We start from the raw sequence: 12,147 nt of genomic DNA on the forward strand, positions 1-12,147 counted from the left end.
CACTTGGGGAGGTGGTCGGCATGAACGGTCCTATGGCGTACCTGGTGACGACGCTGGGGTGTCTGATCGGAATCGCCGGGGTCGTGGTGGCGGTGGTGGCGGTGCGCAAGGGCCGCAAGGCCGCCCGGCCGGCGGCACCCGCGGACCCGTTCCGGGACACCGACAGCGACGCGCTCCGCGGTGACCCGCGCACGCTCAAGCCCGGCGACATCGTCGAGATCCGCCGGGTGTCGTACGCGGTCCGAGGCTCGGTGCATCTGAACGAGGGCGGCTGGAGCTGGGCCGAGCACCTGCTGGACACCGTCGAGGGCGACAAGCGCTGGCTCTCCGTGGAGGAGGACCCTGACCTGGAGCTGGTGCTCTGGACCGCCGAGCCGGCCGCCACGATCACCCCGGGTGCGTCCACGCTCGACTTCGCCGGCCGCCGCTACGCCCTGGAAGAGTCCGGTCAGGCCCGCTTCACTGCCACCGGCAGCACCGGCCTCGACCCCAGTGGCACCCTTCGATACCACGACTACCGGGCCCAGGGCGGCGAACGGCTTTCCTTCGAGGCGTACGGCCAGGCCGGCTGGGAGGTCGCCCGGGGCGAGCAGTTGCACCGCGCCGACGTGATGGTGTATCCGCAGGCCGGGCCGGAGGCCAGCTGACGTGTTGGTGAGCCTCCACACCCCATACGTCGACACCTGTGCCGCCGACCTGAGCCTGGCACTCGGCGGCCCGGAGCGGCCAGCGCTGCACGTCCGCGACCTCACGCTGCCCGGGGACGTCCGGCTACGGCTGCGCCTGCTGGGCGCGTCCCACCAGGTGGTGCTGGCCGAACCCGGCGGTGCGGCCGAACTCACCGAGACGGTCGCCTGCCTGCCTGGTCGGCCGCCGCACCTGCCCGACGCCCTGCACGACGAGGCGGGCGGCTACCGCTTCACCGCCAGCGTGCTGCGCCCCGCCGACGGTGAGTTGCACACCCGGATCGCCGGGCTCCGCGCCGACCTGGCCGACGACCCGTACGCCCTGGTCGGAGTCTTTCCCGGTGACCCGGACGCGGTCACCGCGCTGGCCGTGCGCACCGACCTGCCGCACCTGTCGGTCGGCTGGCGTACCTGGCACGCGTACCCGCAGACCAACGAGCTGGTCCTGACCGAGACGGTGGTGGCACTGCGATGACGTACCGACGCTGGTTCGTGGTGGGCGCGGCGACGGCAGTGGTCGGCGTGCTGGTGGCGGCCTTCGCGCTCGTCAACGGCACCTTCTCGCCGCGCGCCTACGTGCAGGACAGGTACTCGCGAGCGGCCAGCCGGGACATCGGCCGGGAAGCGACCGCGTACACCTCGTCCAAGTCACCGACCACTGTCGCCAAGGAACTGACCGACGCGTGGAAGCCGTCCGACCGGTACGCCGACGGCAGCGGCGTCTACCTGCGCTACGACGACGACTCGGTGGTGATCCTGCCGAATGCCGCCGGCTCGGTGATCCTGCTCGAAGACATGGACACCGCTCACCCCCGTTACCACTCGACCGTCGGGTCGTACTGGGGCTGGGGACGCGGCAGCAGCGTGCGGGGCGGCGGCCCCGGCGCCGGCAAGTAGCCCGACGCCCGACCCCTTCATCTGGAGCCCCCCGTGCACAACCTCGTCACCGATCTGCTGGCCACCCTCGCCTTCGGCGCGGTCGGCGTCGTCCTCATGGGCGTCGGCTACGGGCTGGTCGACCTGACCACTCCCGGCAAGCTCCATGAACTGATCTGGACCGAGCGCAACCGCAACGCGGCGCTGCTGCTCGCGTCCAACCTGCTCGGCGTCGGCACCATAGTGGTCGCGGCGATCGTCGCCAGCGACGACGACTTCGCCCTGGGGCTGGTCGGTGCGGCGGCGTACGGGATCGTCGGCCTGGTCATCATGGCCGCGGCGTTCCTGCTGCTCGACGCGGTGACCCCGGGCCGGCTCGGCGAGCTGCTGGTCGACCCGGAGCCGCACCCCGCCGTGTGGGTGTCGGCAGTGGTGCACCTGGCCACCGGCGCGATCATCGCCGCCGCGATCCTCTGATGACCGGGGGACCGCGACCGGGCGATGCCGGTCGGCCGTACCCGGGGCGGTCATGAGCACCGGGGCGCCGCCGGTGGTCGACGGCGGCACCGAGGCCCGGCCGCACTGGCGGCTCGCCCGCGCGGCGGTGCTGGTCGCGGTTTTCGTCTGCGCCGCCTGCGGGCTGGTCTACGAGCTGGCCCTTGTCGCGCTCGGCAGCTACCTGATCGGCGACACCGTCGGGCAGGCGTCGATCGTGCTCGGTGTGATGGTCTTCGCGATGGGCGTCGGCGCGCTGGTCGCGAAGCCGTTGCAGCCCCGGGCCGCCGCAGCGTTCGCGGTGATCGAACTGACCCTGGCCCTGCTCGGTGGTCTGTCCGTACTCGGCCTCTACGCCGCCTTCGCCTGGCTCGACCTGTACGGCCCGGCGCTGGTCGGCACCGCCTTCGTCCTGGGCCTGCTGATCGGCGCGGAGATTCCGCTGCTGATGGTGATGTTGCAGCGCATCCGCGAGCAGGCCGCCGGCAGTGCGGTGGCCGACCTGTTCGCCGCCGACTACGTCGGCGCGCTGCTCGGCGGGCTCGCCTTCCCGTTCCTGTTGATCCCCGTCTTCGGCCTGCTCAAGGGTGCCCTGGTGGTCGGCGCGGTGAACGCGGTGGCCGGTCTCGCCCTGGTCTGCACGGTGTTCCGGAGTGAGCTGAGCCGCCGGGCCCGGCTCGTCCTCGGCGCCGGCTCTGTCGTGGTAGCGCTCTGCCTGGGGTACGCCTGGGTGACCGCCGCCGACTTCGAGGTGACCGCCCGGCAGCAGCTCTACCGGGACCCCGTCGTGTACGCCGAACGCTCCCGTTACCAGGAGATCGTGCTGACCCGGTCGGTGCGGGAGGTCGGCCACGCCGACAGCGACCTGCGGTTGTTCCTCAACGGTGATCTTCAGTTCAGCTCGGTCGACGAGTACCGCTACCACGAGGCGCTGGTGCATCCGGCGATGCGCGGCCCGCGCGGCGACGTCCTGGTTCTCGGTGCCGGCGACGGCCTCGCCGTCCGGGAGATCCTGCGGTACCCGGACGTCCGCCGGGTGACAGTGGTCGACCTCGACCCGGCGGTGGTGGCGCTGGCCAGCACCGTGCCGCAACTGCGGGAGCTCAACGGCGGCTCGCTCGACGACCCCCGGGTACGGGTGCTGAACACCGACGCGTTCGGCTGGCTGCGTACCGCCGCCGAGCGCTTCGACGTGGTGGTCGCCGACCTGCCGGACCCGGACGAGACGGCCACCGCCAAGCTCTACACGGTCGAGTTCTACGCGCTGATCAGGTCGGTGCTCGCCGAGCAGGGACGGCTCGTGGTGCAGTCCGGCTCGCCGTACTTCGCGCCCCGCTCCTACTGGTCGATCGACGCGTCGGTGCGGGAAGCCGGCTTCGCCACAGTGCCGTACCACGTCGACGTGCCGTCCTTCGGCGACTGGGGTTTCCTGCTCGCCACGGCGGGACCCGTCCCGCCGGTGCTGGAACTGCCGGCCGACGCGCCCCGGCTGCGTTTCCTCGACCCGGGCGTGCTGCGGGCGGCGGCGGCCTTTCCACCCGACCGCGCCCGCCTGAACGTGCCCCCCAGCACCCTCCTCCAACCGAGGGTCCTCGACTACGCCCGCACCGAGTGGCGCGGCTACTGACCCCACCGCCTGGCGCCTGAAACGAGGCGCTGAGACAGGCGAGTGTCCGCTCATGGCGCAAACCTCGTGATTAACGGGGTGGAGTGGGGGCGGACGGGGAAAGGGTGGAGGCATGTTTGGGATGCGGAAGGCTTGGGAGCGCGAATTGGGCGCCGCCGTCGACGAGTTGGTGGCGGCTGACACGCTCGCCTTCGGTGGGGTGGGGATCGCGGGCGCGCTGCTGCCGGTGACCGAGGCGTACCACCGGGTCGAGGCCGCCCTCAGCGACCACCCCGAGGAGGTACGCCGCCAGCTCGACCGGGTGCTGGCCGACGGCACACCCGCCGGCCGGGCGTACGCGGCCACGCTGCTGGAGCGCGTCGACCCGGAGGCGGCCCGAGCGGCCTGGACGTCGCTGCGGGACGATCCGAGCGAGTTCACCACCTTCGTCGGCTGCGTGATGGATCGCGAAACCCTCGGCACGTACGCCAGTCGGCGGCTCGCCTCAGCATGATCCATTCGCCGGTCGGTGCTGCCCGATTGGTGCTGCCGGTCGCCGACGCCGCGCCGTACGTTGCGAGCCATGAGCCCGCCCGTCGCCGCGCCGCGTCCGCCCCGCCCGGTCACCGTGACCATCGCCTTCTGGCTGCAACTGGCAGTGGTGCTGGTGCTGCTCGGCCTGGCCGCGCTGACGGTGGCCGAGGCGGTGCACTTCGATGGCCAGATCGACCGCGCGGCACGGCTGGTGCCGGACGCCGACCCGGACGAGGTGGCTGGCGAGCGGCAGGGCAACGTCGCGATGACGCTGATCCTCGGCGTGCCGGCGGTGCTGCTCGCGGTCTGGTTGGCGGCCACCGCCGTCCCGGTCCGGCGGGGCGCCAACCTCGCACGGATCCTGGTCTTCGTGGCCAGTGGCGCGCAGCTGCTGGTCTGCTTCGCGCAGTGCTGCTCCGGTGGGTTCCTCGTGCCGCTTCTGACCATGCCGGAGATGGGGGACGAGCCGGCACCGGACTGGGACGAAGAGTGGGAGACCTCGACGTTCTACGACACGCTCTACTCCGGCACCGATCCCTGGGACGACCTGTTCTTCCCCGCGGCGGGGCTGGGGGTGCTCACCGTACTGGCCCTCTCCGCAGCCGTGGTCCTGCTGCTGGCGCTGCCGCCGGCGAACCGCTGGTTCGTGCCGCGTACCGCGAACGAGGCGCTGCCCGGCCCGGCCTGGGTGATGCCCGTCCCCACCTACGCCCCGACCGGTTACGGATATCCGACAGCTCCACTCGTGCCGGGCTTCCTGCCGCCGAACCAGCCGCTCCCACCCGGCTACCTGATCTGCCCCGACCCGGCCGCGCACCTGACGCCGGGTGCGCCAGGCACCTCACCAGGGACGACGGGACCGCCGACGGTGCCTCCGGAGGACGCACCCGACCACCCTCGCTAGCTGAGCTGTCGGCCACAGCGCGGGCCTTCCTGGTGCCGAGGGTTGTTACCGTCTGCGCCGACGTACCTGGGGAGGTGGTCGGGTGGACGCGCTGGTGACGTGCCTGGTGGCGGCTGTTGCCGTACTCGCGGTGGCGGTGGTCGTGGTCGTCGTGCGGGCCCGCCGACGGCCGACGGGCCGGCCCGACGGCCAGTCGACGGAGCCGCCGCGCGACGGCCCACTCCGCCTGACTCAGGGCGACCGCGTGCGGATCCGCGAGCGGGAGTACGCGGTGAGTGCCACGATCCGTCTGGTCGAGGGCGACTGGAGTTGGGTGCAGCACCTCCTCGACGACGACTCCGGCACCCGCCACCGGCTCTCCGTGGAGGACGGCCCCGAACTCGAGCTGGTGTTCTGGACCGCCGAACCGGGCGCCACCGTCACCCCGGGCGCCCCGACCATCGAACTCGGCGGGCGGCGCTACACCTGGGCCGAGACCGGGCAGGCGCGTTACACCGCCACCGGAGAGACCGAGCTGCCGTCGACCGGGACGATGCGCTACCACGACTACCAGGCCGGTGGCGCCGCGCGGCTCTCCTTCGAGGCGTACGGCGAAGAGGGTTGGCGGGTCGCCCGCGGTGACCTGCTCGCCCCCGCCGACCTGACGATCCGCCCGCCTCGTGCCTGAGGCCCGCTGAGCCGGACCGAGCGGACGCGCCGGGCTCGTCACGGCATGCCGAACTGGCTGGTTGTCGATACGGTGTGGGCGCGATCTTAGGGAAGGAGAATCGTGGTCGATTCCCAGAGCACGCCGGCCCGTCAGCGGCCATCCATTGTGTCGATTTCCAGTTACCTGCTCTTCCTGTTCCTGGCACTCCAGGTGATCACTCTGATCATCACGCTCAGCACCTTCGGCAAGACGCGGGACGCTCTCCGTGAGGCGTACGCGGGCAGCGCCACCGACGGTGAGCAGGTGGCCGATGTCTTCGCCGTCATCGGCATCGGCGGGAGCATCGTCCTACTGCTGCTCGCGGTCGTTCTGGGCGTGCTGGCCCTGTTCAACAACCAGGGCCGCAACGGCGCCCGCATCACCACCTGGATCGTCGGCGGCATCATGGTCTGCTGCGTCGGCGGTGGTCTGCTCAGCAACGCGGCCGGCGGTTTCAACACCGGTGGCGGAACTACTGCCAACGGGCCGAGCCCCGAGGAGATCCAGCGTCGCCTGGAGGAGGCCCTGCCCTCCTGGGTCACCCCGGTCAGCCTCCTGCTCAATGTGCTCAGCCTGATCACGTTGATCGCGGCGCTGGTCCTGCTGGCGCTGCCGAAGGCCAACCCGTTCTTCCGCAAGCAGACCGCGGGCTGGGAGCCGCCGACCCCGGGCGCCAGCTACCCGGGCAACCCGCAGGCGCCCGGTCAGCCGGGCTACCCGCAGGCATCGGGTGAGCCGGGTTATCCGCAGGCATCGGGTGAGCCGGGTTATCCGTCGAGTGGGGAGCCGAGCTACCCGCCGCCACCGGCGGCGGACCGGCCGGACGACACGCCGCCCACGGACCGGCCCGGGTCAACCCCGCCGCCGACCAACTGACGGCTCGATAAGCACGACGCCGACGATCCCTCCGAGTAGGTTGCAACCCGACGCCTACCGGAGGGATTCGTCGTGTCGTACCCGGAATCGGCGCCGGCCCGCCGGCCCGCCGCCGTTCTGTCGGCGGCGACCGTGCTGTCGGTGATGGCTGTCGCCGCACTCGCGTACGCGGTGGTCGACCTGGTGGTGCTGGGCGGGACTGTCGACGCGTTCCGCTCCGCCGCCCGCGACACCTCCGCGAGCGCGGAGCAGATCGACGACGTGGTGACTCTGCTCCGCGCGTCCGCGGTGCTGTCGGCGGTGGTGGCGGTGCTCTCCGCGCTGCTGCTCGCCGGCCTGGCCCTCGGCCTGGTGGCCGGTCGCAACGGTGTCCGAGTGGCGACCTGGGTGGTCAGCGGGCTCGGCCTGCTCGCCGGCTGCTGCAGCGTGGCGGTGGTCGCCGGCGAACGGGCCGCGCCACTGCAACTGGGCTCCGGCGAGGAGGCTCTCGCCGAGTTGCTGGGTCTGCTCGGCGATGCGTACCCGTCCTGGTGGATCCCGCTCAACGCCGGGCTTTCCGTCGCACAGGCGCTCGGTTACCTTGTAGTAGCTACGCTGCTGGCGCTGCCGGCGGCGAACAGGTGGTTCGGCCGCCACCGCTCGACGGCGCCAACCGCACCGCCCATGTTCCCGCCCGCCCCGCACCAGCCCCCGTCTGCGCCGCACACGCCCCCGTACCCGCCCAGGTGAGGACAATGCCGTGACGCTCGACCCCACGACTGCCGAGCGCCGAGCCCTGATCACCGGGGCCACCGCCGGCATCGGCGCGGCGTTCACGCGAAAGCTGGCCGCCGACGGCTGGCACCTGGTGCTCGTTGCCCGCGACGCGGCGCGGCTGACCGAGCTGGCCACCGAGCTTGGTTCCACGTACGGACGCGAGGTGGAGACGATCTCGGCGGATCTGTCCACCGACGACGGCTGCGCCACGGTGGAGCAGCGGCTCGCCGACGGCAGCCCGGTGCACCTGCTGGTCAACAATGCGGGGATCAGCCTCAACAAACCGTTCCTGCGCTCCACGGCGGAGGACGAGGCGCGACTGTTGCGACTCAACGTGCACGCGGTCATGCGGCTGACCCTGGCGGCGCTTCGACCGATGACTGAACGGCGAAATGGGGCAGTGATAAATGTCTCTTCGGTCGCCGGCTTCGGTACGGCGATGCCCGGATCGACGTACTCGGCCAGCAAGGCGTGGGTCACCAACTTCAGTGAGTCCGTCGGGCAGTCGGCGCGGCCGTTCGGCGTTCAGGTGATGGCTCTCTGCCCCGGCTACACGCGCACCGAATTCCATCAGCGGGCCGGCATCAACATGTCCAAGACGCCGGAGTGGCTGTGGCTGCGGGCCGAGGATGTGGTGGAAGAAGCCCTGCGTGACCTGCGCAAAGGCAAGATGGTCAGCATCCCGGCGTGGAAGTACAAGGTGGTCGTCGCCGGCATGCGACACGCGCCGCGGCGGCTGCTCCAGGCGGTCGCGCGGGACACCCGCGGCCGGATCGGTCGCGACGAGCGCTGAGCTTCGACCGGCCCGCCGACCCCGAGCGAGTGGTGGGACGGCGCTGGCACGCCGCTGTCGGGCCAGTTGCTGAGCGTAGTCGAACATCGCCAGTCATCGGTTCCCCTCGGGGCTGATCAGGGTGGACCCCGCACACGGCGTTCAGAGTTGCGCAGTAACCTCTATCGCCATGGGGGACCACGACGACCTGCGTAAATTCATTACCGACCTGGCTGTGGTCCACGGCCGGGTCGTGCTCTCGTCGGGGCGCGAGGCAGACTGGTACGTGGATCTGCGGCGCGTCACGCTCCATCACCGGGCCGCTCCTCTGGTCGGCCGGGTGTTGCTCGACCTCACCGCCGACTGGGAGTTCGACGCCGTTGGGGGCCTCACCCTGGGCGCGGATCCTGTCGCGCTCTCGATGCTGCACGCCGCCGCTCCGACCGGCCGGGCCCTGGACGCCTTTGTGGTGCGCAAGGCGGGCAAGGCCCACGGTCTTCAGCGGCGGATCGAGGGACCGGAGGTGGCTGGCCGTCGAGTGTTGGCGGTGGAGGACACATCCACGACGGGCGGAAGTGTTTTGACCGCTGTCGAGGCGCTTCGCGAGGCCGGGGCGGAAGTCGTGGGCGTGGTGGTTATTGTTGATCGAGGCGCCGGCGACGCGGTGCGAGCCGCCGGATTGCCGTACCGGGCGGCCTATACGTTGGCTGACCTCGGCCTTGTGGCGTAAAAGTCTGCCGATTCGGATCTGCTGATATGCAGGCGGATCGATGCTGCTGGTGGAAGGATGGAATACGTGGGAACTGCGTTGGCCGAAATGACTATGCCTCAGATCTCGCCGCTAAACGGCGAGCCGATCGAACGTGCCGATGCCGAGCGTCTGGCCGGGGTCCTCAAGGCCCTTGCTGATCCTGCTCGGTTGCGGCTGCTCAGCCTGATCCAGTCGGCCCCCGAGGGCGAGGCGTGCGTCTGTGACCTGACGGCGCCGCTCGGCCTCTCTCAGCCGACGGTCAGTCACCACCTGCGTATCCTCACCGAGGCTGGCTTGTTGCAGCGGGAGAAGCGCGGTGTCTGGGCGTACTACAGCCTGGTCCCGAGTGCGATCGCGACGATCGCCGACCTGCTGACCCCGCCGCGTAAGCGGGCCACCAAGAAGGCCCGCTGACCTAGGCACTACACGCCGTTCCGAGCCGGGGCGGCGTCCGGTGGCGAGCCAGGGGTGGCGCCACCGGTGGTTGACACCTGCTCGTCCCCGGTCGCACCACCGGAGGCCGGGTTCGACATGCCGACGGCCGACCCCCTCACCAGGGGGCCGGCCGTCGTCGTACCGTTCAACGGTCCTGGCCGTGCTCCGGGCGCTGACGGCCGTGCTCGTGCCGGTCGTGGTCGAACGCCTCGCGGGCCGCCTCCACCGCGCCGGCGGCACTGGCCGCCGCGACCACAGCGACCGCCTCGCCGCGCTTACGAGCCCGCCGGTCGCGGAGGAACTCGAAGAAGATCGGCAGCACCGAGATCACAATGATCAGGGCCACCACCGGCAGGATGTAGTGGTCGATCTTGTCACCGATGGCCTGGTAGATCTGCTCGGCCAGCAGGTAGCCGATCAGCAGGATGCCGTCCACCCAGAGCACCGCGCCGACGATGTTCCAGAGCAGGAACTTCTTGGCCGGCATGCCGAGCGCGCCCGCCACCGGGTTGAGGAACGTCCGGACGATCGGAATGAAGCGCGCCAGCACGACGGCCTTCGCCGGGCCGAACTTCTGGAAGTAGTACTCCGCCTTCTCCACGTACTCCTTCTTGAAGAGACGGGAGTTCGGCCGCTCGAACATCGGCCGGCCGTACCGCGCGCCGAGCCAGTGCCCCAGCTGCGCCCCGACGATCGCGCAGATCGGCCCACCGATCAGCAGACCGGTGAGGGAGAGGCGGGTGCCGTCACCGAAGATCGCGTCCGCCACCGGTGACGAGGCGACCCCGGCGAGGAACAGCAGCGAGTCACCGGGGAAGAAGAAGCCCACCAGCAGGCCGGTCTCGGCGAAGAGGATCACCCACACGCCGATCAGCCCGAAGGTCTGCAACAGATCCTTGGGATCGAGCGGGTTCAGGGCGACGCTCTCCAGGAGAGCGCGGGTCTTCTCAGCTGTGTCCACGGCCACAAAGGGTACCGAAGCCCAGGGTCCCGGCCGCGCCGGACCGGCCCGTCACCACCCGCCCGCGTCTTGGGGTCGTGGGGTCGTGGGGTCGTGGGGTCGTGGGGTCCAACGACGGTGCCCCGCCGACCGTGTGGTCGACGGGGCACCGGTGGTGCGGGGTGGGTCAGGCGACGAAGCGGGTCCGGCGGCGCTTGGCCACCAGGTAGCCGCCGGCGCCCGCGGCGAGCAGCAGCGCGCCGAGGCCGGCGATCAGCCCGGTGGACTGACCGGTGATCGGCAGCGAACCGCCGTCGTCACCGCCGCCCTGGCCGCCGTCTCCGCCGCCGTTCACCAGGATCTGCGCGGTGTCGTTGGCCGGGTTCAGGTCCTTGATCTCGGTCTCCTCGCGCCCGGTACGCAGCGTGACCTCGCCGGCCTGGTCGCCGGCCTGGTCGATCCGCACCTGGAACTCGTAGTCGACCTTCTCGCCCTTTTTGATCGAGCCGTCCACGAAGCACCGGTAGACCCGCGCGCCGGGCTTGCCCGGCTCCCACCCGTCGTCCTCGGAGTCGAAGCAGTTCTCCGGAGCGCGGACGGCGGTGACGCCCTTCGGCAGCGTGACGGTGGTGCCGACATATGGCGACTCGCCGCCACCCGCGTTGACGGCCGCCGGCCCGTTGTTGACGTAGCCGACAGTGAGCGCGACGGTGGCGCCGACGTCACCGGTCACCGTCGCGCCGCGCGCTGCCACATCGGCCCGCTGGTCGCCGGTCACCTGAAGGTCGACCCAGGTCGAGTTGTCCAACGGGTTGACGTCGGTCTGCCGGGAGCGCAGGTTCATGACCGGCTCGAGCTTCAGCTCACCCTCGGTCCCGTTCGGCCCGATCTTGGCCGGGAGTTCGGCCTCGGACCTGTACTCGTCCCAGTCGGCAGGCGTGAACCAGGTGGAGAACCCGCCGAAGGCGTTCGGCGCCCAGGTGTCGGCGGGCACGGTGAACCCAAAGCTGTCGTCGAGGCGGAAGCTACTGTTCTCGCCGATGGTCGTGTCGAAGCGGCAAGCGAACGCGAAGTCGTGCAGCGGGCCCTCGGTGTACTCGCAGTTCTCGTAGCGCTTCGACGGCTGAAGACCGTCCGCGCCGACGACGTAGAGAACCGCGTCCTTCGCTGGCACCTCGCCCCGGTTGGTCACCTGGAACGGGGCCTTCAGCGTGGCGCCGGGCGCCCCCTTGAGCTCCAGGGACTCGTTGGTGGTGAGGTCGACGCCCTCGCCGATTTCTACCGTCGAGCTGTAGGAGGCGGATTCGGACTTGCCGTCCGGCGTGACGGTGAACCTCAGCTCGCCCTTCTGATCGGGCTTGGCGTCGGCCTTTGCGCGAACGACGAGGGAGACGAGGTTCAGGTACGAGCCGTCGTCGTCCTGGTCCTCGACCTTGCACGTCAGGATCGCACCGGACTCGGTGCAGTTGTCCCCGCTGCTCTCGACGTCGGCGAAACCGTAGACCTTGCTCCGGTCCACCTTGATGGTGTAGTCGTCGGGCTGCCGCTCCGTGGTGAGCGAGAAGAGGGTGAGCCACTTGTCGGTGCCGCCGGGCGCGACGATCACGTTGTTGGCGTACAGGTCGAGATTCTCTACCGGTGCGGCGAGGGCTGCCGGTGCGGCGGCGGCGGGGGCGGCGGCGGCGACGAACGCGCCTGCTACGCCCAGTCCGGCGAGCCAACGCCGGGTGGAGTGGGTGAGCATGAGGGGGGTTCCTCCAGTTGGGGGATCAGGTGGAGCCTGCGGATCTTAAGGAATCGCTAAGGCAGACTGCAGCCCTCAAATCCG

Annotated in this window: 15 protein-coding genes; 13 read left to right on the forward strand and 2 right to left on the reverse strand. The window is 70.7% G+C overall.

The features are described 5' to 3' along the window. Positions 1–20 precede the first annotated feature (20 nt). From AB0C19_RS04075 to AB0C19_RS04135, 13 genes are all read left to right on the forward strand, one after another. Complete coding sequence (locus AB0C19_RS04075; RefSeq protein WP_357179013.1) at positions 21–647, forward strand: DUF4178 domain-containing protein; 627 nt, start codon at positions 21–23, stop codon at positions 645–647. Between the two features lies 1 nt (position 648). Further along, positions 649–1,161, forward strand: coding sequence for a DUF2617 family protein (locus AB0C19_RS04080; protein ID WP_357179016.1), 513 nt, complete (start codon positions 649–651; stop codon positions 1,159–1,161). Beyond that, positions 1,158–1,583 carry a DUF4247 domain-containing protein gene (locus tag AB0C19_RS04085; protein ID WP_357179019.1) on the forward strand — a complete coding sequence of 142 codons (426 nt, stop codon included), beginning with the start codon at positions 1,158–1,160 and terminating at the stop codon, positions 1,581–1,583. The genes AB0C19_RS04080 and AB0C19_RS04085 overlap by 4 nt, the downstream gene beginning before the upstream one ends. 33 nt (positions 1,584–1,616) lie before the next feature. Then, positions 1,617–2,039 (forward strand): DUF350 domain-containing protein, encoded by a 423-nt coding sequence (locus AB0C19_RS04090; protein WP_357179022.1) that lies wholly within the window; start codon positions 1,617–1,619, stop codon positions 2,037–2,039. A gap of 52 nt (positions 2,040–2,091) precedes the next feature. Further along, positions 2,092–3,684 carry a polyamine aminopropyltransferase gene (locus AB0C19_RS04095; protein ID WP_357179025.1) on the forward strand — a complete coding sequence of 531 codons (1,593 nt, stop codon included), beginning with the start codon at positions 2,092–2,094 and terminating at the stop codon, positions 3,682–3,684. Positions 3,685–3,796: 112 nt separating this feature from the next. Then, the gene (locus AB0C19_RS04100) at positions 3,797–4,177 is read left to right on the forward strand and encodes a hypothetical protein (protein WP_357179028.1); all 381 of its coding nucleotides are present in this window, start codon (positions 3,797–3,799) and stop codon (positions 4,175–4,177) included. A 69-nt stretch (positions 4,178–4,246) separates the two neighbouring features. Then, the gene (locus tag AB0C19_RS04105; RefSeq protein WP_357179031.1) at positions 4,247–5,101 is read left to right on the forward strand and encodes a hypothetical protein; all 855 of its coding nucleotides are present in this window, start codon (positions 4,247–4,249) and stop codon (positions 5,099–5,101) included. Between the two features lie 82 nt (positions 5,102–5,183). Continuing rightward, positions 5,184–5,768, forward strand: a complete 585-nt coding sequence (locus AB0C19_RS04110; protein ID WP_357179034.1) for a DUF4178 domain-containing protein — start codon at positions 5,184–5,186, stop codon at positions 5,766–5,768. A gap of 102 nt (positions 5,769–5,870) precedes the next feature. Then, positions 5,871–6,665 carry a hypothetical protein gene (locus tag AB0C19_RS04115; protein ID WP_357179037.1) on the forward strand — a complete coding sequence of 265 codons (795 nt, stop codon included), beginning with the start codon at positions 5,871–5,873 and terminating at the stop codon, positions 6,663–6,665. A gap of 72 nt (positions 6,666–6,737) precedes the next feature. Continuing rightward, entirely contained in the window at positions 6,738–7,394 is a 657-nt protein-coding gene (locus AB0C19_RS04120; RefSeq protein ID WP_357179040.1) for a hypothetical protein, read from the forward strand. Between the two features lie 10 nt (positions 7,395–7,404). After that, positions 7,405–8,214 (forward strand): SDR family oxidoreductase, encoded by an 810-nt coding sequence (locus AB0C19_RS04125; protein ID WP_357179042.1) that lies wholly within the window; start codon positions 7,405–7,407, stop codon positions 8,212–8,214. Positions 8,215–8,383: 169 nt separating this feature from the next. Next, entirely contained in the window at positions 8,384–8,923 is a 540-nt protein-coding gene (pyrE, locus tag AB0C19_RS04130; RefSeq protein WP_112586136.1) for an orotate phosphoribosyltransferase, read from the forward strand. Between the two features lie 57 nt (positions 8,924–8,980). Next, the gene (locus AB0C19_RS04135; RefSeq protein ID WP_030332125.1) at positions 8,981–9,358 is read left to right on the forward strand and encodes a metalloregulator ArsR/SmtB family transcription factor; all 378 of its coding nucleotides are present in this window, start codon (positions 8,981–8,983) and stop codon (positions 9,356–9,358) included. A gap of 166 nt (positions 9,359–9,524) precedes the next feature. Here AB0C19_RS04135 and AB0C19_RS04140 read toward each other — a convergent pair whose 3' ends face one another. Beyond that, a complete protein-coding gene (locus AB0C19_RS04140; protein ID WP_357179047.1) occupies positions 9,525–10,346 on the reverse strand; it encodes a DedA family protein in 822 nt (273 codons plus the stop codon). Positions 10,347–10,506: 160 nt separating this feature from the next. Then, positions 10,507–12,063 (reverse strand): LPXTG cell wall anchor domain-containing protein, encoded by a 1,557-nt coding sequence (locus AB0C19_RS04145; protein WP_357179050.1) that lies wholly within the window; start codon positions 12,061–12,063, stop codon positions 10,507–10,509. Positions 12,064–12,147 lie beyond the last annotated feature (84 nt).

The organism is Micromonospora sp. NPDC048842 (assembly GCF_040649935.1).
Taxonomy (GTDB): domain Bacteria; phylum Actinomycetota; class Actinomycetes; order Mycobacteriales; family Micromonosporaceae; genus Micromonospora; species Micromonospora hortensis.